Here is a 23,259-nt window from a genome sequence, read left to right as displayed (position 1 = left end):
TTACAGCTTCGGATCAGATTGATCGCTATCCCACTGCCAGATCGTCGAACCGTAGTCCGATACAACCTCTGGCATCAGGGTTCCTTGCGAGAAGAACCGGCGAGAGCCTGATTTGGCTGGCGTTATCCAGTAGCCGCTCTTTGTGCAGGGGTGGCCTGCTTCACAACGCAAATGCAGATGGGGCAGCGACGTAGGTTGAGCAACGGGCTGGGATACGAAGTGCCAAGTCGTATCTACTGCTTCCGTTACAGGTGACCCCATCGCTATGGCTTCATATTCTGCAGCCATCTCCTCGTCGTATCCAGAGAAAGGGTTATTCAATTCCAATCCCTTTATTCGATAGGCGGGCTGCATGGGGTGGCCCTCAACGCAGAATGCAAGGCTAAAGTCAGTTGCGCCGTCTAACCATTGTCTGGGAACCCATACGCCGGTACGAGGACAGCGGTCACCCGGGTGGACTTGCTCACCAAAATCGATAACGTGCTTCGGATACGGCTTAGGTGGCGAAATGATTCCGTATTCTTCGACACGTTGGATCGCTCCAGCCGTGTCGCCCGGATCGCCGTCATCCCGGTCAAGATAAATTCGATCCTGCCCAATGGAGTGGCGGTTTAACCAGTGAATCCCTTTTGTTAAGTTGTTCCGCAAAACAGTGCTGCCCGTGCCGCAAACGTAGCTAAGCTGTGAAAATTTGCTGTCCCAACGCTTACACTCTTCATCGCTCATCCAGCCGAGAGGTTGCTCGATTATCCCGCGATAGTCTGTGGAAGGCGTATCGAGGATATCGATCATGGGCATGTAGTCTCCCCCGTTCTTGACGAAGCCGATACCACGCCGGATGTTCTCAGCATGGGTGAGATAGCGCGACACCCAATAATCGAGGCGAGCTGCACCGTGCAGCCCCCGTCCAGTAATGAAAAGATTGTGCAACTGTGCAAACTCTTCGCACAGACGTGCACACACTTCGTAGTACGGGATCGACGTGGTTTGATAGAGAAACCACGCATCTTGGTCAAGGTTGCGCGGTAAGTTGTAAGGCTTCAGATTTATCGAACTCATTGAATGTCGTCGGGTGAGCGACGAGTCAGCCGGTTGTCGCTTTAAGGCGATAAAGCTGGTTACGCCCGCGCGAGCGTCCAACGAGATTTTCTTCCCTGATGCATCGGTAAGATTTCTCCGGCTTGGAGTATGACGCTGGCTTGCAGGTCATTTTCGGCCAGCCAGCGGCCCGCCTGGGGTGCTGGTTGCCCGCTTTCAGCGCAGATGAGCGGGTCGGGTGTAGCAGACACAGTAGAAGAAACCTCTTGTTGTGCTGAATCTGGCTTCAGGAAGACGTAATCCCGCTCCTCGATGGGGATGGTGCCATCCTCGTAGCGGGTATCGCGCCAAAGAAGGCGCCACGTGGTCGGCAAACCGCGTTCTTCTGCGTAGGCGGCCATGTTGGGGGCATTTGAGCCGCCGTGCAGATAGCTCATTGTGCCGACGATGGGAAACGACCCTTTGGGCTGTTCGTCGTTTCGGAACAAGCTGAACAATTTGGGCTTGGGGGCATCGACGGGTTCCCAAATACCCGAATAGGGCGTCATCTTTCCGCTGTAGACCAGCACGTCCTCTTTGGGGTCCGGCACATCAGGCAGGGGATTCGGAAACACCATCTGATTGAGTTTCGCCCTGAGGTAATCGTTGCAGAATGTGTGGGTTTCCGTATCGAGATAGCGAGGCTCAAGAATGTCGGGGGCGCACTCGCCCCAAGCCGCACACAGGTTCACGAATGTTTGATGAAACTGAGTCCAGCCAGGGGTATTGCTTTCATCGCGTTGCAGTGTTTCCCCGTCCTCCATGCGGAATAGCATCTTCTCCCAATACGTGGGTAAACGGTCGGCCATGGCCAGCTCGCCATTAGCATCAAATTTGAAGATGCGTTTGTCGCCTTTCTTGAGGCGAAGCACCGCCTCTTCGCAATGCGCTAAACCGTTGAGAATGAGTCTGTAATCTGCAGCAGGCCCCGTCGGTTCTGTGGCCCGTCGGGCACACTCTTCGGTCGCTTGAGCCCAAGCCTGATAGAAACCGAAGATACGGTTCCATGCTGTAAATGAACTGATCTGCTTGAGCCAGTAAAAAATCTGCTTGCGCTCGTGTTCGGTCGGCAGCGTAACGCCGCCTTGCGTGACTCGATTCGTGCTCATGGGGTAACTACGACTTCGTGGTTGTCTTTGGAGGCTTCTTCATGTTCAGCCACTTTGGCAGTATGCACGGTGCGGCTGCCGGGGCGCCAGAGGTAACCCCAGATGCCGTTAGCATCAGTCCAACCGGTGGGCCGTATGTGGAATATCATGCCACTGACCGGATCGGTCAGTGTCATGGGCTTTCCGCTTGCGACGACTTGCTCGCCATGGGCCACGAGTTGTTCTGCGAGGGCCTTGTCGAGATAGAAGTAAGCCTGCGTTGCGCCACCCGGTAGGTATTGTCCGGGCAGTTTGGTGCCAGCCTGCTCCGACACGGTGCCGACTGCCGCTTTAGGCCCGACTTTGCCTTCAATTCTGCCGGTCACCAGGAAGCCGTCACGATTGAACTCGTCGAGCACGCCGAACATTTCTCGCCACTCCCGGGCGTTTTTTGGGGCAGACCCCAACCCCCACCATGCGCCGCCGGCTTTGCTGGGACCGATATCTATGCCATGGGTGACACCGCCCGGCCCAAAAAGCCGGAAGATCTCCTCTCCCTGTTTTAATTCCCGATTGACGATGCGGCCGCTGTAGGCGGCGACTTGCTCCAGTTGGCCGTTTTTGTCGACACGCTTGGTAAGGTCTGGGTATTCGGGTTCGGTCTTGTAGACGTGAGCGTACTTGTCAGGGCGTCCAGCTGGAGCCTCATTCTGTTTCCAGCCCCCGCGAGCTGAACGAGTCGGTAGCGCTCCATCTTCCACCAGCCGGGCTTCGTCTGCTTTCGTTGCGACACGCTCGCCGGTCGCGGCTTCATGTAGTGCAACGCGGCTGGTGGTTTCTCCCCCTGAGCGGACGTACGCCTGCAATTCGCGCAACTCCTGATCCAGTTCCTTGATGGCCTTGGGAATCATCTCACTCCCTTTGGCTTTGATTACCGCAAGGCCGTTGCGCAGGGCATCAATTCGCTGGGCGAGGCTCGCCGGGATCATGGAGCCCGCTTTGGCTTTGATCAGCTGTAGCGCGATGTCGAGCACATCCATCAGCGCACCAAAGCGGTCCATGACTTTCGCTTGATACTCCGCAAACCGGAGTTTCAGCAACCACTGCTCCGCGTTCTTGACACCGATACGATTCAGGAACGCAATGATTTCCTGCGCGCCCTCCATGAGCTTTGCGGCACGTGCCGCGCCTGTCAGCAAAGCGGCTTCCTTGAACACTTTGATTAGGATCCGACCAACGCCTTTCACTACGCCGCCGATCACGGGTATCAAAGCGAAGACGAGAACGACCAGCAGTATCCACTCGAAGATTTCGTCCCGTTTTTTGGGGTCGTTGATCAAGCCCATGATCACAGCGATCAGATCGCGTACCGCAGTGCCATCGCCCACCAAGGGAATCATGCCGATCACGGCATCGACGAGGATTTGTGAGAAGGTCGCCTTTTCGTTGAAGGCTCCTTGGACCATACCCCAGGTCCAATCGGCGACGTCGGCACAAATGGATTTGAACTTGCTTAAGCTCAGGCCACCCGGCGCCTGTGCGGTATCAGAAGAAGACATGACGTGCGGACAGAGGAAGCTTAGGCGGAAGGGGTTGGCGTGTTGCTCGCCGACAAGTACTTATCGACGAGCTTGGAAAGCTTGCTGTCCGATGGATTCGGATCGTGATTAGGCATCGGCGTCTTGTCTTTGCGCTCAAAGGCACCTGGCATGGGGCCGTAGCTGACTTGCACACTGCCAGGAGGTACGTTTTCCAACGTCGCGCGACCTTGGCTATCCAAAATGCCTTGCCGCTCCGATCCATCTGCAAATTTGGCGAAGTACTTGGCGCCAGCTAGGCCCTGACCGTCGTGATATGTGTGTTCAAGCAGCACGGTTGACGGGGGTAAAACACCCACCGGCAACGCCGGCAACGCCGCCGCCTGCCCCCCAGGCCCCTCAAACGGATGCCCAGCCCCCTTCACCGACAGCAACCCCGACGTCTCAAACGTCACCGCATTCCCTTCCAGCCGGATCAATGAATCCCCGCCATGCAGCACGATGTTCTGTTGCGCGAGGATCTCGACCGAATCGGCCGACGAGGTAACGGTAACGGCCTTGTCTGCCAGCACTGCCAACGCATCGGTATGCGCCTGGATCGACACCGGCCCGCCTTCGGCAATCGCGCGGATGCCGTTGCGCTGGGCGAACAGGCTCACGCCCTTTGCAGCCGCGGCGGCGATGACGTTGCCAGCGGCGAGGTGCCAGTCGGCCTGCGCGGTGCCGTGCAGATGCCGGCCCGCGTAGACGGTGGTCGTGGCCTGCGAGGCGAGCGCGATGCTGGAGGGCGATTCGGTCACCAGCAGCGGCTGGCCGAATTTATCGACGGGCTGCTGTGAATCCTGGCCATTGACGTTGCTGGGGTACTTGCCGTCCTGTGCAGGGTCGAGCGCCTTGTCGATCGGCTCGAACGCTTCGTTGGCCGCCAAGGGCAGCGCTTGCTGGCTCGCGGCGGCATCCGACAAGCGCTGTGCCGTCTTCTGCGCGGCGGTGAGCTGCCCGCGCGCTTCGTGGGCGTCGAGCAGCGTGCAGACGGCTTGCGCGCATGCGGTGGTCGAGAGCAGCAGGCCTGCGCCGGCACGGACCACCGCCCAAGCATCGGTGCGCAGTTCGGCGCCGGTGCCGCGCCACGTGCCGCGGTCTCCGCCCGTGGCGCCGTGCGAGGTGACATAGCCGAGATTGAGCTGGCTGTTGGCGGTGGAGCTTGCCAGGCGCGTGCGTAACTGGCCAGGGTGATCGTCGACGACCCACTGGTTGTAGCCGTCGCCTCCGAGGCCCTGCGAATGCCAGCCGGACAGGGCTTGCCCAAGCGGCGCATCGGCAGGGGCCCAGGGCAGGGCGTCCTGCGTGTTGTGCAACTGCATGGCGATCATCGGGCGGTCGATGTCGCCGTCGATAAACGTCAGCAGGACCTGCGTGCCGGCGCGCGGCAGGTGATTGCCGCCCCAGTTCGGGCCCGCGCTGGCGCTGGCCACGCGCACCCAGGCGGTGACTTGCGAGCGGTCGCTGTTGGACGGATCGGAAAACGCATTGACCTCCGGCGCGCGCAGCCACGGGAAACGCACGCGCACGCGATGGTCGCGGTCGGTGGTGAGCGGCGCGCCGTCGTCGGCAATGACCACGGCAGCCTGGCCTTCAGGCGCCGTCGGGCGGCGTCGATAGGGCGGCACGATGGACGCCTCGGCCGGTACGGCGACGAAACGATTGCGGTAGCTGCCCGATTCGATCTCGGTGGTGGAGAGCAAGCGTGCGATGTCGGCGCCGAGGTTGTTGGCGGCTTCGTGTTCCACCTGCAGCGTGACGAACTCGCTGTGCTTGCTGTCGAAATGCTGCGTGAGCGTGAAGCGCTGGCCGGCGCCCAATTGGCGCACGCTGCCTTGGCCTTCGTAGCGCAGGTACGCGCCTTCGTGTGCCTGCATGCGCAGTTGCGCTGCGCGGCTGGCCTCTTGCGTATTCGAATATTGATACGAGCCCGAGGCTTCAAAACGTTCCAGCGTAGGCAGTTCGCCGCCGGGGTCGCTGGCGCTGGCTTGGGCGCTGGTCGCGGCCAGTGCCTTGTAGTCCCACGAGGCGAGCGTCACTGCATTGGTGCCCACGCTGTGCGCGTGCGAGAAACGCTCGATCGCGTCTTCGCTTTCGGTGGCGTCAACGCGATGGAAGCGGATCTGCGGCTGCGGGCAAGCCGGACGTTGCGCATCGTTGTCGAAGATGACGACGGTGTGACGCGACTGCGTGCTGCCTTGCTGTTGCTTGTCGTCGCTTTGCTCGTGCTCGATGCGGAACGACAGGCCTTCCTCGGCCAGCAGGCGCATCACGAACGCGTAGTCGGTTTCGCGGTATTGGCAGCAAATCGATCGTTTGGCGCACGGCTGTGTGGTCGCAATCTTGTAATGCGCGGTGGGGTATTCGCTGAAGACGTCTTCGATGATCTCGAGCGCGGTCTTGTCCTGGTAGACGAAGCAGTCGCTGCGTGTGCGCAGGCGGTCAAGCCAAGGCACGACGCGCAGCCGGTAGCGTGCGAGGCCGCCGTCACCGCCGAGCGATGCGCAATCGGCCACGTAACCGTGCCACGCGCGTCGCTTGCCGTCGCCTTGCATCAGGCGCAGCGTGACTTCCTGCGAGGCCAGCTTGGCCGTGTCCAGATGCGCCGACGGGCTCAGGCAATCGATATGCAGGACGAAAGAGGCCGACACCGCCTCGGTGGCGGTAAAGCGCTCCACGACAAGGTTGTCGGAAGCAAGCGCCGTCTCCAGCGTGATCTGGCGGGTCTGCTGCCCGAGCAGCGCGCCCAGGACGGCTTGTGGCACGGCGGCCGGCAGGTTGGACAAAGGCTTCATCGGAACAGCGTCGCGCTGGGTTCGTGTTGCGGTTCAGCAGAAGGATGGGCACGCGGCCCATCGTGGCCATCACGGCAGCGAAATCGTCAGGTGCGAGAAGCGCGGCCCGAGCTTGATGACCTGCGAATAGCCTTCCAGCGTTTCGTTAGTCTTGGCGTTCAGCGTGTGCGACAGCCCGAGGAAGCCCAGCAGCCCGATCAGCGCAAACACGGCGCCGAAAATCCACAGCGGCGTTTCGCGCTTGAGCATGTGCGCGACCTTGTCGGGCAGCGGCCAGTGCGGTGCAAACGCGGCACGCTTGCCCTTGATGGCAGAAATCTCGTCACCCAGGCGTGCGGTCAGGTAGGCCAGCTTCTCCGGCCCTTCGAGGATGTACTTGCCGCGAAAGCCCAGCAGCAGGCACATGTGGAAGACCTCCAGCGCCTGCAGGCGCGGTGCACCGTGCGCACGCAGTTCTTCGAGCTTGACGAAGAAGGTCTCGCCGGCGAGCTGTTCGCCAAACAGAACGAGCTGCAGCGGGCGGCGCTCCCAGGCCGGGCGGATCGCAAAGTTGGACGACAGGATGGTTTCGTCCACCGCGGCGCAGAAGGCGTACTTGGCGTCGAACACGTCTTCAGCCGACACGTTCAGGCGCTTGGCGCCGCGGTCGAAATCGTCGAGGAAGGCGCGTACGCGCGAGAGGAAATCTTCTGCGCTGGTCGGCTGCTGGCCATTGCGCAACTGGAACAGCATGAAGAAACCGTCGTACAGCAAGTCGAGCAGCGTGCGGGCGTGCGTGTTGGATTCACGTGCATCCGCCGCAGCGGTTGCCGGTGCCGAACCGCCAAACAGCGAAGGGGTGGAGGTAGCGCTCATGAAGTCACCGCGATCAGTTCAAGTTTGAGTTCCCGGATGCCGGCCGGGGCATAGATGGTGAGGGTCTGCGCCTGCAGCATGCGTTCGTACAGCATGCCGCGCGCTTCAACGGCGAAGTAGCACGCGCCTGGGCGCACCGGAATGGCGGGCGGCACTTGCGGCGTATAGGTGAGCGGCACGCCAGGCATGGACGACAGCACGAGCTTTTCCACGTCGTCGGGGGCGCCGACCTTGAAGCGCGCCGGAATCGCTTCCACCAGCTCGGCGGCGGGCATGTCTGCCGACACCGACAGGTAGAAGCTGGTCTGGTCGTCGATCTTGCCGGAGTCGATGCGGCCGAGGTGGAACGACGGGCGCGTCTCTTCGAGCGCAATCGCAAAGTAGCGCGTGGAGATGACGGTATCGAGCAGCTCGCGCACGATCGTGTCGAGCTTGGCAAACACCGGGCCCGGGTTGTCGTGATCGTAGGCGGGCAGGTCGGCCAGCGTGTAGCTCTTGGTGAACGTCATCAAGGCGCCCGCCAGGCGCAGCATTTCCTGGAACAGGCGCTCAGGGTGCAGGTCCGGGTGGTGATACAGGTGCGACAGCGCCGCGAAGGCCGCATTGGCCGTATGCAGCAGCCAGAACGAGGCAATGTCGCCGGAGCGGAATTCGATGATGTTCTTGGTCGGCTCGCGGTGGAAACCGTACAGCGCATTCACCTTGGCCTGCAGTGCATCGAGCAGCCGGCGCAGGCGCTGATACAGCACAGCCGAGGCGTTGATCGCCATGCTCGGCGCGACAAAGTTCTCGTCCAGCTCAAAACCACCGGTGCCGGTGCGCCGCACGCGCACCACGGGCAGCGAGATGAACTGCTCGCGCGGTTCCGTCTCGGCAATCAGCTTGACCGACTTCTTCAGATACGTGATGGCGGCGGGCTCGGCCTCCGTATAGAGGTCGGCCGTTTCCTCCTCCGCACCAACAAAGCGCGATACCGATGCGCCTTCGATCTGCTCGCGGTAATTGCCGCCGTTGTCTTGCAGCGGATACAGGGCGATATGGAACGTCAGCTCCGACACGCCGGCAGGAACCGCGTCGAGCACCAGCGGCGGCGGAAGCGCATCGGCCTGCGGCGCGAAGTACAGCTCGCCGTCCGGAAAGAACAGCGACAGCTCGACCACGCGCAGCACGCCGCTGGCCAGCGCATCGGTATCGAAGCGTGCATGGCGGATACCCCATGCATACGGCTGGATGACTTGCGCAGTCGCATGCAGGCGGGACTCGTGATACGCGTCCTGACGCTGGAAATGCTGCGGGCGCAGGAACAGCCCTTCGCCCCAGAGAATCTTTGCGGAGTAACTCACTTTGGCCCTTGTTGTTCAGCTACCGCACACCGCGGGGGAGAGCAGGTTGAGATCGGTCAGCGGTGTGGCGCCAGCCGGGGTGGTCAGCGTGCCGGATGTCACCGTCATGGCGCAGGCGTGCAGCCCGATCACGATGCCCGACTTCTCGTTCTTCTCGGTGTTGAAGGCAAACTTCCAGCGCTGCGACGCGGGGCTGCGGAACAGCGCCACGACGCCCAGCGTGGTGGCTTCGCGCAAAACTTTCTCGGTGAAGTCGTAACGCTGGCCCGGGATCAGCGTCATCTCACGCACGTTGACGAGGTCGGCGCCCAGCGTTTGTTTCTCACGCGCCGGGTCGATGAAGGTGTCATACGGCGCCTGCAGGAAGCTGGTCGGGTCCTTCAACGAATACAGGCGCACCACCACCGCAACCGGGCGGCGGTCGTTGGCAGCGTTCAGGTTGTTGCCGGCCGTCATCTTGAGCGGCACTTCACGCGGCGGCTTTTGCGCATCGGGCACGTTCGACGATTTGAGCCCCATCGCTTCCAGCGCGCCGTTGGCCGCACCCGCCAGCACGCTTGCGCCGGTGGAGCAGGCGGCCAGCGCGACCACGCTCGCGCTCACCAGCATCAGCTTGAGCGCCGCCGCAAGATGGTGCTTCAGAGACCGCTTGAGAAGGCCGCCGCAGCCCGGCTGCCTCGCCGCTTGCTCCCAAGCGGCATCGAATTTCATCATCTTCATGCCTGATTTCTGAATTATTTAATTCTCTTTGTTTGACTGCCGCGAGGCCCGTTCGGCTAAAGGAGGCTGTTGAATTGTTTCGGTTCCTTAATAAAGGAAAACAGAAGAATGTTTCGGTTTCTTAATAATCGAAGATCGTTGCCGGGCGCCGCTCTAAGGTACTGAATACAAAGGATGTTTCGGTTTCTTAATAATCCGTTTTTGGTTGTCAACGGCAACGAGCGGAGTGTACTATTTCGCGCCAGTCGAGACCAACATTTAACTCGCCAATTCCGGCGAATTTGACTGGGTATCGACACACCGCTTTGAAACTTTGAAGAGTCTCGCCGTGGCCAAATCCTCGTCTATTTCCGTTCTCCGTTCCTTCATCGTGCTGTCTGCTGTCGCCGCTCTGTTTGCAGGCTGCTCGACCACCAACCCCGGACCCCAAACCGACGAGGCCTTCGGCCAGAGCATGTCGGAGGCGGAAGCTGCGGCCAAGGGCGGCCAGCAAGACAAGGCGATTGATCTGTACCAGCAGATCGCCAAGCAGAACCCGACCCGTGACGAGCCGTGGGTGCGCATTGCGCAGATCCAGTTCGGCGCCGAGAAATATCCGCAGGCCATCCTGGCTGCCGAAGAAGCCCTGCAGCGTGACAACGCAGATCGCCAGGCGAAGAGCATCCTGGCGGTGAGCGGCCTGCGCGTGGCGCGCCGTTCGCTGCAGGAGCTGCGTGCCGACAGCGCGCTGGCCGGCGACGTCAAGACCGACGCGCAGGTGCTTGCCAAGATGCTGCGCGACACGCTGGGCGAACAGGTTCTGTTCCCGGGCGAGCAGACGGCCAAGCAGCCGGTGCGCCGCCCCGCGCGTGTTGTCCGCCGTGCAGCGCCGGCCGCCGAGCACGGCACCACGGCTGCACCCGCAGCCACCACCGGTGCTGCCAGCGGCAGCGCAGACCCGTTCGGCGCACTGCGTTAAGCACAGCGCTGGTTCCGCATTCCTGGAGGAACGTGATGGCCAAGAAAGAAAGCGTACAGAAGCGTCTGCAGAAGGTGCGTCCGCCGCGCGTGCAGCTGACGTATGACGTCGAGATCGGCGACGCAATCGAGACGAAGGAACTGCCATTCGTGGTGGGCGTGGTGGCAGACCTGTCGGGCCAATCCGAAGTGCAGCAGCCCAAGCTTCGCGACCGCAAGTTCGTCAACATCGACCGCGACAACTTTGACGAAGTGATGAAGGGCGTGGAGCCGCGCGCGGCGTTCCAGGTGCCGAACACGCTGACGGAAGACGGTGGCCGCTTTGGCGTCGACCTGAAGTTCCGTTCGCTTGAGGACTTCAGCCCCGAAGCCGTTGTCGAGCAGGTCGAGCCCCTGCGCAAGCTGCTCGAAGCGCGCTCCAAGCTGGCTGACCTGCGCAACAAGATGGCCGGTAACGACAAGCTCGAAGACCTGCTGTCGGAAGTGCTGAAGAACACCGAAAACGCGAAGAAGCTGGGCGCCAAGCAAAACGGGGGCGAGGATGCTTGAGAACCAATCCGCTGCGCAAGGCGCCTCGGTTGCGGAAGAGGTGAGCCTGCTCGACAGCATCGTCGAGCAAAGCCGCGTCGCCAAGTCCGACTCCGAGCGCGCGCGCGCAAAAGACATCATCGGCGAGCTGGCAAGCCAGGTGCTGAGCGGCACCGTGGTGGTGTCCGACAATCTGTCGGCCACGCTCGATGCACGTGTGGCCGAGTTGGACCGCCTGATCTCGCAGCAACTGAGCGCGATCATGCACGCGCCGGAATTCCAGAAGCTGGAATCCACCTGGCGCGGTCTGCACTACCTCGTCAAGGAAACGAGCACTGGCCAGACGATCAAGATCAAGGCGCTCAACGCGACCAAGCGTGACCTGACGAAGGACTTCAAGACCGCCATCGAGTTCGACCAGAGCGCGCTGTTCAAGAAGGTCTACGAAGAGGAATTCGGCACCTTCGGCGGGGCCCCGTTCGGCGCGCTGATCGGCGACTACGAAATCACGCGTCAGCCCGAAGACATGTACTTCATCGAGCAGATGGCGCACGTGGCTGCGGCTTCGCACGCACCGTTCATTGCCTCGTCGTCGCCGGAGCTGCTGGGCCTGGAATCGTTTGCCGACCTGGGCAAGCCGCGCGACCTGGCGAAGGTGTTCGACACGGTCGAATACGCCAAGTGGAAGTCGTTCCGTGACTCGGAAGATTCGCGCTACGTCGGTCTGACGTTGCCGCGCTTCTTGGGCCGTCTGCCGTACAACCCGAAGGACGGCACCGTGGTCGAGAGCTTCAACTTTGTTGAAGACGTGGATGGCACCGATCACAGCAAGTACCTGTGGTGCAACGCCGCCTGGGCGTTCGGCGCGCGCCTGACCGCGGCGTTTGACGACTTCGGCTGGTGCGCTGCCATCCGCGGTGTGGAAGGTGGCGGCCTGGTCGAAGACCTGCCGACGCACACCTTCAAGACCGACGACGGCGAAATCGCACTCAAGTGCCCGACTGAAATCGCCATCACCGACCGCCGCGAGAAGGAACTGAGCGACCTCGGCTTCATCCCGCTCGTGCATTGCAAGAACACGGATTACGCCGCGTTCTTCGCTGCACAGTCGGCGCAGAAGGCGAAGAAGTACGACTCCGACAGCGCCAACGCCAATGCGGTGCTGTCTGCGCAGCTGCAGTACATCTTCTCGGTATCGCGCGTGGCGCATTACCTGAAGGCGATGATGCGCGACAAGATCGGCAGCTTTGCCTCGGCCAAGAACGTTGAGACGTTCCTGAACCGCTGGATCTCGCAGTACGTGCTGCTGGACGACAACGCCACGCAAGAACAGAAGGCGCAATTCCCGCTGCGCGAGGCGTCGATCCAGGTGGCGGAGGTGCCGGGCAAGCCGGGCACGTATCGCTCGGTGGCGTTCCTGCGGCCGCACTTCCAGCTCGATGAACTGTCGATCTCGCTGCGCCTCGTGGCGGATCTGCCCAAGTCGGCCAACTCGTAATTCCTGACCGGACTCTCCCCGGGGGGGAATGTTCGGGCATAACCACCCGTTACGCTCGTTACCCATTGCAGTACCAACAACCAATCTATTGAAGAGGGTCTCTGTATGAAGGATATCTACGTCAAGTTCGACAGCCCGGCAATCAAGGGGGAGTCGCAAGACAAGGATCACAAGGACTGGATCGAAATCAACAGCTGGTCGCAGGCCATCAGCCAACCGCGTTCGGCCACAGCTTCGACCGCCGGCGGCCACACGGCTGAGCGTTGCGAGCACCGCGACATGGTCTTCACGAAGGATCTGGACGTCGTCAGCCCGCTGCTGTACCAGCACGCTTCGGGCGGCACGACCTTCGGTGAAGTGACCATCGAATTCTTCCGCGCAGACGGCGAAGGCAACCGCGTGAAGTACCTCGAAGTCAAGCTGAAGAACGCCATCCTGAGCGAAGTCGATTCGCAAGTGGTGGCCCAGGGCATCCCGACCGACACGTTCAGCCTGCGCTACGCCGCTGTGCAATGGAAGTACACGCAGCAGAAGAGCGCCGGCGGCCAAGGCGGCAATTCGCAAGGCGCCTGGAGCCTCACCAAGAACGACAAGACCTACTCGGTTTAACGTTTGGTGTTCTCCTGATGACAAGGGCCGCAGCCGCCGTGCTGCGGCATCTTGTTTTCTAGCAGCATATGAAAGGCTTCGAACCCAGCCTGCTCGACAAGCTCTTCGACGACGAGCCGCATGCGCCCATGCCCACGGCATTGCGCCAGCTCTCGCTTGAAGAACTCAAGAGCACCGTGGCACGCGACATTGAATCCTTGCTCAACACGCGCATCGTGTTGGAAGAAGAGGATTTGCACGGCTTGCCCGAATGCAAGCGGTCGCTGCTTACGTATGGCCTGAACGATTTTTCCGGCCTGAGCCTGGCCAGTTTCTACGACCGCAACTACATCTGCCAGTCGCTCACCAAGGCGATCGAGCGGCACGAGCCGCGTTTGCAGCATGTGAATGTGTCGCTGGAAATCAATGAACGCGCGACCAATGCCTTGTGCTTTGGGATCAGCGCAGTGCTGCTGGTGGGGCCCGCACGCGAGCCCGTGAGTTTTGACGCCATGCTGCAACCGTCGACGCTGCGGTATTCCGTGTCACGCGGACGCGGCTGAGACTGCTCGGACCTGCACAACGCACCACTCGCAACACGCTGAAGCACCCGCAGGACCGCCACCGGACCGCCACGAAGAATGGAAGAGCTGCTGCCCTATTACGAACGAGAACTGGCCTTCCTGCGCCGGTACTCGCGCGACTTCGCCGAGCGGTATCCGAAGATCGCCGGCCGCCTCGCCATGTCGGGCGACGGCTGCGACGATCCGCATGTCGAGCGGATGATCGAATCGTTTGCCTTCCTGACCGCACGGGTCAGCAAGAAGCTCGACGACGACTACCCCGAATTTACCGAGGCGCTGCTGGAAGTGCTGTATCCGCACTACCTGCGGCCCTTTCCATCGTGTTCCGTGGCGCATTTCGATGTCCGCGGCGTCGCGGCGCAACTGAGCGCGCCGGTCACGATTGCGCGCGGCACGTTCCTCACCACACGCATGGTGCGCAAGGTCGAATGCCGCTTCCGCACCGCATACGACGTCACGTTTGCGCCGGTGCGCGTTGCCGCGGCGACGTTCGAGCGCGCGGTGTCTGCGCCGGCCGCTGTGCAACTGCCCAAAGGCGCGACCGGCTCGATCGCCATCACGCTGGAATACGTGGGCGAGCGCGGCGGTTTCGAATCGCTGCCGCTGGACAAGCTGCGTGTCTACATGGACGGCGAGCCGTCCTTCGTGGCTGCGCTAGGGGATGCGCTGTTCCTGCACACGGCGGCCGGATATGTGGAAGCCGAACGCGCAGGCGTGTGGAAGCGTCTGATTTCCGTGCCGTTGCACGAAGTCGGTTTTACAGAAGACGAATCCCTGATCGATTGCCCGGCACGCTCGCACCCGGCCTATCGGCTGTTGACCGAGCACTTCAGCTTTGCCGAGAAATTCAACTTTTTCGACATCGACCTGGCCGCATTGCGACGTGGCCTGACGCCGGGTGTGCCGGTGCGCCGTCTGACGTTGCATCTGGTGCTGAAAGACGTGCGCAGCGATTCGCACGCCGCGCGTCTGCTCGAGAACTTGCAGCCCGAGCACCTGCGCCTGCATTGCACGCCCGTGGTCAATCTGTTCCAGCAGAAGGCCGATCCGATTCGCATCGAACATACGGCCAGCGCTTATCCGGTCGTGGCAGACAGCCGGCGCGCGCACGGCTTTGATATCTACTCCATCGACAACGTGCAACTGGTGCGTGAAACCACGGCGCACGAGAAGGTGACGGAGTTCCGGCCGTTCTACTCCCTGCATCACGGCGAGGAGCCCGGCCGCGCGGGGCATTACTGGCTGGCACGCCGCAACGAACTGATCGCACAGCGCAGCCCGGGTTTCGAAACGGAAATCTCCATCGTCGATACGCAGTTCGACCCCGCCAGCCCGCAGACCGACACGCTGAGCCTGACCGTCACCTGCACGAACCGTGATTTGCCTTCGACGCTGGCGTTTGGCCAGCCGGATGGCGATCTGTCGATGGAAGGCAGTTCCATCGCCCGCAACATCACCTTCCTGCGCAAGCCGACGCCGTCGATGCGGTTTGGCGGCGGGCGCGCGGCGCAGTGGCGGTTGATCTCGTTGCTGGCGCTCAACCATCTGTCGCTTGTGCAGAACGGTCTGCCGACGCTGAAAGAGATGCTGCGCCTGCACGACCTGCCGCGCAATGCGATCTCGGCGCGGCAGATCGAAGGCATCGTCGCGCTCGATTACCAACCGGCGACGCAGTGGCTGGCCGGCAAGCCGTTCGCCACCTTCGTGCGCGGCTTGGAGGTTCGCCTCACGCTGGATGAAGACGCCTTTGTTGGCACCGGCATGCACCGGTTCATCCGTGTGCTGGACCACTTCTTCGGCCTGTACGTCCACATGAACAGCTTTGTGCAGTTGATTGCGGTCTCGCGCCGCACCGGCAAGGAATTGGTCAAATGCGCACCCCGCAGCGGCGAATCGATCCTGGTGTGATCCGGCGGCTGCTCCAGCAGCCGCACCGGTACCAGTTCTTCCAGGCCGTGCGCCTGCTGGAGCAGCTGTTTGCGCGCGAAGGCGGCATGGCGCCCGAGCAGGCACTGGCCACGCGCCTGAGCTTTCGCAACACGCTGTCGCTGTCGTTTCCGCCCAGCGAGCTGCAGCATATCGAGGCTGAGGGCATTACCGCCGAGATGCTCGAAACCGACGCCGCGTTCATCGCTGCACTGGAAGAGGGCGCGCTCGATTCGCTGGCGATCACGCCCACGTTCTTCGGCATGCTGGGCGGCCAAGGTGCCTTGCCGCTGCGCTACACCGAAATCGTGGCCGAGCGCGAAAGCCTCTGGCGCGACCGCGCTGCACGTGCGTTCTTCGACATCTTCTCGAACCGGGCAACGGCGCTGTTCTACCTGGCGTGGAAGAAATACCGCCTGCCGTTCCAGTACGAAGTCGACAGCACCAAGCATTACCTGCCGCTGCTGCTGTCGCTGGCGGGGGCGGCTGACAAGACGCTGCGCCGCGATCTTTCCACCACGCCGGGGCCCATCCTGGACGAAGCGCTGGCCGGTTATGCCACGGCGATCCGGCATCGGCCAGTGTCTGCGGCATACCTGCAGCGCATGCTGTCGGATTACTTCCAGGCGCCGATGCGGGTTGAGCAGTTTGTGGGCGGGTGGTATCGCGTGCCGGCGTCGCAGTACACGCGGCTGGGCAGCACCAACAACGCGCTGGGCGCCACGGCGTTGGCGGGCGGGCGGGTGTGGCAGCGCGACCTGCGCGTGCGCCTGTGGGTCGGGCCGCTCGAGCGTGCGCAATACCGCAATTTTCTGCCGGGTGCATCAGGTGCGCTGGCGCTGCGCAAGATGTTGACCATCCTGTGCGGCACCACGCTCGAGTTCGAAATCAAGCTGATCCTGCGCCAGCAGGACGTGACCGGCAGCACGCTGGACAACAGCAACGACGGGCGCCTGGGCTGGGACACCTTCCTGTGTTCCCGCCCCGCGCAGCAGGACCGCAGCGATGCGCAATACACGCTCGCGCCGCTGCATTGATACCGACACATTCATCGATTCTTCCGGAGCGCTGCCGCCATGGCCATCCCACTCAAAACCCTGATCGCCAAGCTGAATGCGACGAGCCGGCAAGCCGCCGAGCGCGCCGCTTCGCTGTGCATGGCGCGCGGCAACTACGAGGTCGATCTCGAGCACCTGTTCCTCGCGTTGTTGGAGAATCGCCGCAGCGACTTTGCCGTGGCCGCCCGCGCCAGCGGCATCGACCTGGTCGCGCTGCAACGTGACCTGGAAGCCGAGATCGGCCGCTTCCAGACCGGCAATACGCGCACGCCGGCGTTCTCGCCGTATCTACCGAAACTGTTCGAGCATGGCTGGCTGATCGCCTCGCTCGATTCTCAAATCACGCGCATCCGCTCGGGCCATCTGCTGCTGGCGCTGCTGACCGAGCCCAGCCTGTCGGCGCTTGCGCAACGGGGCTCGCGCCTGTTCGGGCAGATTGAAGCCGATCGCTTGAAGCACGACTTCGATCGGCTGACCGCCGGTTCGGACGAACAAGAGCAGGCGGTCGACATTGCCGACGACGGAGCAGACGCTTCGCAAGGCGAAGGCAGCAAGCCCGCCGCGGCGCTGACGTCCACACCCGCGCTGGACCAGTTCACCGTGGACCTGACCCAGTCCGCACGCGATGGCCGCATCGACCCCGTGATCGGCCGCGATGCCGAGATCCGCCAGGTGATCGACATCCTGATGCGTCGTCGCCAGAACAACCCGATCCTCACCGGCGAAGCCGGCGTGGGCAAGACCGCCGTGGTCGAAGGCCTGGCCCTGCGCGTTGCCGCCAACGATGTGCCGCCGCCGCTGCAAGGCGTGACGCTGCGCACGCTCGACATGGGGCTCCTGCAGGCAGGCGCCAGCGTCAAGGGCGAATTTGAGAACCGCCTGAAGAACGTGATCGACGAGGTGAAGAAGAGCCCGAAGCCGATCATCCTGTTCATCGACGAGGCGCATACCATCATTGGCGCAGGCGGGCAGGCCGGGCAGAACGATGCGGCGAACCTGCTCAAGCCCGCACTTGCACGCGGCGAGTTGCGCACGATTGCGGCCACCACGTGGAGCGAATACAAGAAGTACTTCGAAAAAGATGCCGCACTGGCGCGCCGCTTCCAGGTCGTGAAGGTGGAAGAGCCGAGCGAACCGCTGGCGGCTGCCATGCTGCGCGGCATGGCCGGGCTGATGGAGCGCCACTTTGGTGTGCGCGTGCTGGACGAGGCGATAACCGAGGCCGTGCGCTTGTCGCATCGCTATATCAGCGGCCGCCAGCTGCCGGACAAGGCCGTCAGCGTGCTGGATACGGCGTGCGCCAAGGTGGCGCTGGGCCAGAGCGCCACGCCCGGCGCCATTGAAGACGACCAAAAAGCGCTCGAACGTCTGCAGGGCGAAATCAATGCGCTGGAGCGCGAGCAAAGCGCCGGTGCCGAGCACGACGCGCGCCTGAAGGCGCTGAACGAGCAGCACACGGAGCTGGAACAGCGCGTCGCGCAGAACACCGAACGTCTGGCGCAAGAGCGCGCGCTGGTCGGCCGCATTCAGGCGCTGCGCGAGACGCGCGAAATCGGTAGCGCCCAAGCCGGCGAGGAAGACGCTCTTCCCGTGGCCGCCAACAGCGACGTCGTCTCGATACCCAAGCGCAAACGCGTCGCCGACAAAACGGACGAACAGGACGAACTGGCCAAGCTGCTCGCCGAGCTGCGCGCGCTGCAGGGCGAATCGCCCATGGTGCCGCTGCAGGTGGATGGCCATGTCGTGTCGGAAATCGTGTCGGCCTGGACGGGCATTCCGCTGGGCCGCATGGTCAAGGACGAACTGCGCACGGTGCTGAACCTCAAGCCGCTGCTGGCCGCCCGCGTGATCGGGCAGGACCACGCGCTGGATGCCATCGCGCAGCGCGTGCGTACCGCCACCGCCAACCTGGAAGACCCGAACAAGCCGCGCGGCGTGTTCCTGTTTGCTGGCCCCTCGGGCGTTGGTAAGACGGAAACAGCGCTGGCACTGGCCGACATTCTCTACGGCGGTGAACGCAAGCTCATCACCATCAACATGAGCGAGTACCAGGAGGCGCACAGCGTGTCGGGCCTCAAGGGCTCGCCGCCGGGTTATGTCGGTTATGGCGAAGGCGGTGTGCTGACCGAAGCCGTGCGTCGCAACCCGTACAGCGTCGTGCTGCTCGATGAAGTCGAAAAGGCCCACCCGGACGTGCTGGAGATGTTCTTCCAGGTCTTCGACAAGGGCGAGATGGATGACGCTGAAGGCCGCCCGATCGACTTCCGCAACACCATCATCATCCTCACGTCGAACGTCGGCTCGCAGGCCATCATGCAGGCGTGCCTGAACAAGCCTGCTGAAGAGTTGCCCGACACCGATGCGCTGGCAGAGCTGCTGCGCCCGACGCTCTACAAGGCGTTCAAGCCCGCATTCCTGGGGCGCATGAAGGTGGTGCCGTATTACCCGATTTCCGACGATGTGCTGGCCGAGATCATCACGCTCAAGCTGGGCCGCATCCGCGATCGCGTGGCCATCAACCACAAGGCGACGTTCCAGTGGGACAACGCGCTCGTTGAATCGGTGCTCGCACGCTGCACGGAAGTCGATGCCGGCGCCCGCGCGGTCGACCACATCCTGAACGGCACGCTGCTGCCGCAGATTGCCGAATCGGTGCTGACGCGCATGGCCGAAGGCGGCAGCGTCGAGAAGATCAAGGTCGGCGTCGGCAAGAACGGCGAGTTCAAGTACCGCATCAACTAAGTCGCTTCGCTGGAGCACATCATGGTCTCTCCGACCGAGTTGGCAAACCTGCTACGTGCGTCGTTCTCCCAGGCCGACCGGCTGCTGCGCCTGGAAACGCCGCTGGGGCCGAACGCGCTTCTGCCTGAAAAGGTGAACGTTGCTGAGCACATCGACGCAGGCGGCTTCCGAGTGGAACTGACGGCGCTGTCCGACAACGCGGACATCGATTCGGCCAAGCTGCTCGGCCAGCCCGTGCGGCTTGACTTGCTGACCCAGCAGAGCCGAAGCGCACTGCGGCCGTTCCATGGCCACGTGACGCGCTTCGAGCAGGTGGGGGCCAACGGTGGCCTGGTGCGCTATCGGCTGGTGATCGAACCGTGGCTCGCCTTCCTGCGCCATCGGCAAGACAGCTTCCTGTTCCAGGACATGTCGGTCATCGAGGTGATCGACAGCCTGTTTGGCGACTACCAGGGCCAAGGCCGCCTCGTGCCCGCCTGGCGCTGGGCCCTGCGCGACAGCGCGGTCTACACGCGCCGCAGCGTCATCACGCAATACGACGAAAGCGACTTCGATTTCGTCACGCGGCTGCTGGCCGAAGAAGGGCTGTTCTATTTCTTCGAGCACGAAGCCAAAGACGGCGATGCACTGGGCGTGCACCGCATGGTCATTGCAGATTCGAATGACGTTTTTGCCGACAACGCACAGGCGAGCATCCGCTTTGGCCGCGCAGATGCCACCGCCACCGAAGACGTGATCGACCGCTGGCAAGGCGCCCGCCGTTGGCAGACCAATGCCGTATCGATTGCCAGTTGGGACTACCGCGCCAACGCCAAGCGCACTGCTCAGCTCGGTGCGCAGCAGCAAAGCAACGACGGCCCGCAGCTCACGCTACAAGACACCGATTACCCCGGTCAGTACTGGTTTGAAGACAACAACCAGGCACAGCGCGTCGCGCGGCTGATGATGGAAGCGCTGGAGCTGCGCGACAAGCAGTTCGACGGCGAAGGTACGGCCCGCACATTGGCGACCGGCACGCGCTTCCAGTTGCTCGATCACTTCGATCATGACGATGGCGAGCAGCGCTTCGCTGTGCTGGCCGTCACCCACCAGGCGCGCAACAACTTTAACGACCGCTTCGGCCAGGTGCTGACCGAAACACTGGGCGCGCTGCGCGGCGGCGATGTGCTGGTCGCAGGCAGCAACCGCGGCGCAGGCGACGACGCGCCGTTCTATCGGAACCACTTCACTGTCGTGCGCGACAACGTGCCCGTGCGCCCGCAGCAGAGCGACGAGCAAGGCCGCGCGCTGCATCCACGCCCGACCGTCAACGGCAGCCAGACCGCGTTGGTGGTGGGTGCGGAAGGGCCCGTGCACACCGATCGGGACCATCGGATCAAAGTGCAGTTTCATTGGCAACGCGGCGCTCGGTCGGCCAGCCGCCAATCGCATCCGGCCGGCGACGACAACGCGCGCGCCAGCGCAGGTCTTGGCGCATGGGTGCGCGTGACGGCGCCCGTGGCCGGCCCGAACTGGGGCGGCGTGGCACTGCCGCGCGTCGGCCAGGAGGTGCTGGTCGAATTCCTGCAAGGCGACATCGATCGGCCCGTTGTGGTAGGCGCCGCCTACAACGGCAGCGGCCAGACCGACGCGCAATACAACCAGAACCAGGCTGGCGCAGCCGGCGCCACCGGCAACGCGCCGGCGTGGTTTGCCGGCGACAGCAAGAGCCAGGGTGCCTATGCCCACAACGCCGTGCTGTCCGGCATCAAGACGCAGGCGCTGGCCGGCAGCCAGTCGGGCTCGTCGGGTTACAACCAGTTAGTCTTTGACGATTCCGAAGGGCAGGGCCGCACGCAGCTCAGCACCACGCAGGCGGCAAGCGGCCTCGTGCTCGGCCATCACAAGGAACAGATCGATAGCGCGCGGCAGGCCGATCTAGGCCACGGAGCAGCGCTCGCGACCGACGACAGCGGCGCCGTGCGCGCCGGTGCCGGCCTGCTGCTCACCGCGCACAGCGCGAGCACCAGCGCCTCGCTGCAGGACAGCGAAGCTGCCGCCAGCCAGATCGAAGCCGCGAGCGACCTCGCCGAATCCCTCGCCGACGCAGCGCAGAAGCAGAAAGCCGGCCTGGCCGACGAACGCGCCGCCAAGGAACTCCCCGCGCTCAAGCAACTGCGCCACACCACCGAAGTGCTGCGCCACGCCGAAAGCGCAGGTGAAGGCGCGCAGGCCGTTGCCTACAGCGAACCGCATCTGCAAGTCTCGGCGCCCAAGGGCATCGTCACCACAACACCGGCCGATGCAGTGCTGGTCGCGGGCACGCAGGCCACGTTGATCGCCAAGCAAGACGCCAACGTCGCCGCGGGCGGCAATCTCTCAGTGGCGGTGGCGGAGGGGCTAAGCCTCTATGCGCACGGCAAATCGCTCGGGCAGGCCGGGGATGCGACACCGGGCATCGCCATGCATGCCGCAAGCGGCAAGGTCGGACTTTCGAGCCTGAAGGGCGAGACCCATCTGGTGGCCGAGAAGGCCGTGACGGTCGCCTCCACGCAGGGCAATGTCACTGCTGAGGCGAAGCAGCACGTGCTCGTCAATGCGGCCGGGGCGCAGATCAAGGTGACGAATGGAACGATTGAGTTGCATGCGCCTGGGATGGTGACGTTTAAGGGGGCGGGGCATCGGTTTGTGGGGCCGGGCGGGGCGGGCGGAGATAACAGCCTGGCGCAGGGCAAATTGAAGGGATGCAGTGTCCAGGAAGATAGCGCTGCCGCGAGCGGCGCGGGCTCGGTGTCGCGGTGAACGGCTTGACCCAGGACATGACGAATCGCATGTTGGCCGATTTAGCAGATGTGATGTTGAACGCCACCGCAGCAGAGAAAGAGGTTCCGGCTCACGATTACCTGGCTCGGTGCAGGGAGTTGGCGGCCGGCTATCGCATGCTGCAACAACAGGCCTCTCACGACCGTCCATTGCGCGCGTATTTGCTGCTTGACGCTTGGGAAGGTAATCCCCTTGCAGCCGATTTATCCGAACAGTGGCCCGAGACGATCAGCGAGAGGGAAGCCGTTCCCGATAGCTTTTACGCGGGCCGAGAGGACGAGGCGCCTTGCCTTGTGCCGTTCCCCGACCACTTGTTGCTCGATGCAGATTCCGACAATCTGCCCCAGGCGCGCGTGCGAGACGCGCTGGCTCGTTGGCTTGAGGAGGCTAGCAAGGAGGCGGGTCAACGATTGGCGAGGCAGTACTTCTGCGCTGTCCTGTTTAGTCCAGAGTCGGCTACGCGGCTTGCCCAGCATCTTGCTCAGCTGGGATTGCAATACGTACCGCGAAGTCACACGGCAAGACTGTTTCGCTATCAGGATCCGCGTGTCATGCAACGTGTCTGGCCGAGGCTGTCGACAGAGCAGCAGAACGTGTGGCTGGGACAAACGCAGGCGTGGTGGTCATTGACGCAACCATGGGGCCCCATGCCAGATTTGTCTGCAAGAGAAGATAGCGCCTCTCCCGCGCCGACCTGGTTCAAAGCGCAGAGAAACGTTTCGTCTGATACGCAAACCGTCGTGCCCCCGCTTAACCGTCTGATGAACGCGGACCAGTGGCAGACAGCCCATTCGTCGCCGATTGGGAATCGCATATGGGCAAGGTTGGCACGGCGAGGGGTCTCGGCTCAAAAACAGCCGGACGCGGCAAGCATGACCCGGTTGTTAAGCAAGGGACAGGAGCTGGGGTTGGTGGACTCCAATCTGCAGGACTTCATCTGGTGCAGCTGGCGACCGATTCTGCAAAGCGCACGCGACAGCGCGGCCGGCTTACCGATTGATTGGGACAGCCCATGGTGGCGCGACGTGCTTGCACGTGTTTTGCAAGCGCTGCGTAACGATCCCGAAGCAGGCTTTGCCAGCCTGTTTGAAGACTACGAGCAATTTGCATGAGGAAGC

General features: G+C 62.7%; 17 protein-coding genes. 10 read left to right on the top strand and 7 right to left on the bottom strand.

Features of this window, described 5'->3' with window-relative positions:
* From RP6297_RS21855 to tssJ, 7 genes are all read right to left on the bottom strand, one after another.
* Nucleotides 1-1,059, bottom strand: coding sequence for a hypothetical protein (locus RP6297_RS21855; RefSeq protein ID WP_009241825.1), 1,059 nt, complete (start codon nucleotides 1,057-1,059; stop codon nucleotides 1-3).
* A 59-nt stretch (nucleotides 1,060-1,118) separates the two neighbouring features.
* The gene (locus RP6297_RS21850) at nucleotides 1,119-2,186 is read right to left on the bottom strand and encodes an Imm71 family immunity protein (RefSeq protein WP_009241824.1); all 1,068 of its coding nucleotides are present in this window, start codon (nucleotides 2,184-2,186) and stop codon (nucleotides 1,119-1,121) included.
* Nucleotides 2,183-3,724, bottom strand: a complete 1,542-nt coding sequence (locus RP6297_RS21845) for a hypothetical protein (protein WP_009241823.1) — start codon at nucleotides 3,722-3,724, stop codon at nucleotides 2,183-2,185. The genes RP6297_RS21850 and RP6297_RS21845 overlap by 4 nt, the downstream gene beginning before the upstream one ends.
* 20 nt (nucleotides 3,725-3,744) lie before the next feature.
* Complete coding sequence (locus RP6297_RS21840; RefSeq protein ID WP_009241822.1) at nucleotides 3,745-6,540, bottom strand: type VI secretion system Vgr family protein; 2,796 nt, start codon at nucleotides 6,538-6,540, stop codon at nucleotides 3,745-3,747.
* A 69-nt stretch (nucleotides 6,541-6,609) separates the two neighbouring features.
* Complete coding sequence (gene icmH / locus RP6297_RS21835) at nucleotides 6,610-7,395, bottom strand: type IVB secretion system protein IcmH/DotU (RefSeq protein WP_009241821.1); 786 nt, start codon at nucleotides 7,393-7,395, stop codon at nucleotides 6,610-6,612.
* Nucleotides 7,392-8,738, bottom strand: coding sequence for a type VI secretion system baseplate subunit TssK (gene tssK / locus RP6297_RS21830; protein WP_009241820.1), 1,347 nt, complete (start codon nucleotides 8,736-8,738; stop codon nucleotides 7,392-7,394). Before tssK ends, icmH begins: the two co-directional genes overlap by 4 nt.
* A 15-nt stretch (nucleotides 8,739-8,753) precedes the next feature.
* Nucleotides 8,754-9,347, bottom strand: coding sequence for a type VI secretion system lipoprotein TssJ (gene tssJ, locus RP6297_RS21825; protein ID WP_223293326.1), 594 nt, complete (start codon nucleotides 9,345-9,347; stop codon nucleotides 8,754-8,756).
* 439 nt (nucleotides 9,348-9,786) lie between these two features.
* Between tssJ and RP6297_RS21820 the strand changes: the two genes are divergently transcribed.
* From RP6297_RS21820 to RP6297_RS21775, 10 genes are all read left to right on the top strand, one after another.
* Nucleotides 9,787-10,416, top strand: coding sequence for an outer membrane protein assembly factor BamD (locus RP6297_RS21820; protein WP_009241818.1), 630 nt, complete (start codon nucleotides 9,787-9,789; stop codon nucleotides 10,414-10,416).
* Nucleotides 10,417-10,451: 35 nt separating this feature from the next.
* Entirely contained in the window at nucleotides 10,452-10,964 is a 513-nt protein-coding gene (tssB, locus tag RP6297_RS21815; protein ID WP_009241817.1) for a type VI secretion system contractile sheath small subunit, read from the top strand.
* Entirely contained in the window at nucleotides 10,957-12,441 is a 1,485-nt protein-coding gene (gene tssC / locus RP6297_RS21810) for a type VI secretion system contractile sheath large subunit (protein ID WP_009241816.1), read from the top strand. The genes tssB and tssC overlap by 8 nt, the downstream gene beginning before the upstream one ends.
* Before the next feature lie 105 nt (nucleotides 12,442-12,546).
* On the top strand, nucleotides 12,547-13,050 hold the full coding sequence (locus tag RP6297_RS21805) for an Hcp family type VI secretion system effector (protein ID WP_009241815.1): 504 nt from the start codon (nucleotides 12,547-12,549) through the stop codon (nucleotides 13,048-13,050).
* A 68-nt stretch (nucleotides 13,051-13,118) separates the two neighbouring features.
* Nucleotides 13,119-13,592: a type VI secretion system baseplate subunit TssE gene (gene tssE, locus RP6297_RS21800; RefSeq protein WP_009241814.1), complete on the top strand. Its 474-nt coding sequence runs from the start codon at nucleotides 13,119-13,121 to the stop codon at nucleotides 13,590-13,592.
* A gap of 78 nt (nucleotides 13,593-13,670) precedes the next feature.
* Nucleotides 13,671-15,521 (top strand): type VI secretion system baseplate subunit TssF, encoded by a 1,851-nt coding sequence (tssF, locus tag RP6297_RS21795; protein ID WP_009241813.1) that lies wholly within the window; start codon nucleotides 13,671-13,673, stop codon nucleotides 15,519-15,521.
* Nucleotides 15,485-16,576, top strand: a complete 1,092-nt coding sequence (tssG, locus tag RP6297_RS21790) for a type VI secretion system baseplate subunit TssG (RefSeq protein ID WP_009241812.1) — start codon at nucleotides 15,485-15,487, stop codon at nucleotides 16,574-16,576. Before tssF ends, tssG begins: the two co-directional genes overlap by 37 nt.
* Nucleotides 16,577-16,615: 39 nt before the next feature.
* Nucleotides 16,616-19,339: a type VI secretion system ATPase TssH gene (tssH, locus tag RP6297_RS21785; RefSeq protein WP_009241811.1), complete on the top strand. Its 2,724-nt coding sequence runs from the start codon at nucleotides 16,616-16,618 to the stop codon at nucleotides 19,337-19,339.
* A 21-nt stretch (nucleotides 19,340-19,360) separates the two neighbouring features.
* Nucleotides 19,361-22,120: a type VI secretion system Vgr family protein gene (locus RP6297_RS21780; RefSeq protein ID WP_009241810.1), complete on the top strand. Its 2,760-nt coding sequence runs from the start codon at nucleotides 19,361-19,363 to the stop codon at nucleotides 22,118-22,120.
* Nucleotides 22,117-23,253 carry a DUF4123 domain-containing protein gene (locus RP6297_RS21775; protein ID WP_009277642.1) on the top strand — a complete coding sequence of 379 codons (1,137 nt, stop codon included), beginning with the start codon at nucleotides 22,117-22,119 and terminating at the stop codon, nucleotides 23,251-23,253. The genes RP6297_RS21780 and RP6297_RS21775 overlap by 4 nt, the downstream gene beginning before the upstream one ends.
* Nucleotides 23,254-23,259 lie beyond the last annotated feature (6 nt).

The organism is Ralstonia pickettii (assembly GCF_016466415.2).
GTDB classification, from domain to species: domain Bacteria; phylum Pseudomonadota; class Gammaproteobacteria; order Burkholderiales; family Burkholderiaceae; genus Ralstonia; species Ralstonia pickettii.
Note: the sequence above shows the minus strand (reverse complement) of the source record. Positions and strands in the feature narration are given on the sequence as shown.

Coding starts and splice junctions, on each gene's coding strand:
- RP6297_RS21855 (WP_009241825.1), bottom strand. CDS start 1,059: ATGAGTTCGATAAATCTGAAGCCTTACAACTTACCGCGCAACCTTGAC.
- RP6297_RS21850 (WP_009241824.1), bottom strand. CDS start 2,186: ATGAGCACGAATCGAGTCACGCAAGGCGGCGTTACGCTGCCGACCGAA.
- RP6297_RS21845 (WP_009241823.1), bottom strand. CDS start 3,724: ATGTCTTCTTCTGATACCGCACAGGCGCCGGGTGGCCTGAGCTTAAGC.
- RP6297_RS21840 (WP_009241822.1), bottom strand. CDS start 6,540: ATGAAGCCTTTGTCCAACCTGCCGGCCGCCGTGCCACAAGCCGTCCTG.
- icmH (WP_009241821.1), bottom strand. CDS start 7,395: ATGAGCGCTACCTCCACCCCTTCGCTGTTTGGCGGTTCGGCACCGGCA.
- tssJ (WP_223293326.1), bottom strand. CDS start 9,347: ATGCTGGTGAGCGCGAGCGTGGTCGCGCTGGCCGCCTGCTCCACCGGC.
- tssB (WP_009241817.1), top strand. CDS start 10,452: ATGGCCAAGAAAGAAAGCGTACAGAAGCGTCTGCAGAAGGTGCGTCCG.
- tssC (WP_009241816.1), top strand. CDS start 10,957: ATGCTTGAGAACCAATCCGCTGCGCAAGGCGCCTCGGTTGCGGAAGAG.
- RP6297_RS21805 (WP_009241815.1), top strand. CDS start 12,547: ATGAAGGATATCTACGTCAAGTTCGACAGCCCGGCAATCAAGGGGGAG.
- tssE (WP_009241814.1), top strand. CDS start 13,119: ATGAAAGGCTTCGAACCCAGCCTGCTCGACAAGCTCTTCGACGACGAG.
- tssF (WP_009241813.1), top strand. CDS start 13,671: ATGGAAGAGCTGCTGCCCTATTACGAACGAGAACTGGCCTTCCTGCGC.
- tssG (WP_009241812.1), top strand. CDS start 15,485: ATGCGCACCCCGCAGCGGCGAATCGATCCTGGTGTGATCCGGCGGCTG.
- tssH (WP_009241811.1), top strand. CDS start 16,616: ATGGCCATCCCACTCAAAACCCTGATCGCCAAGCTGAATGCGACGAGC.
- RP6297_RS21780 (WP_009241810.1), top strand. CDS start 19,361: ATGGTCTCTCCGACCGAGTTGGCAAACCTGCTACGTGCGTCGTTCTCC.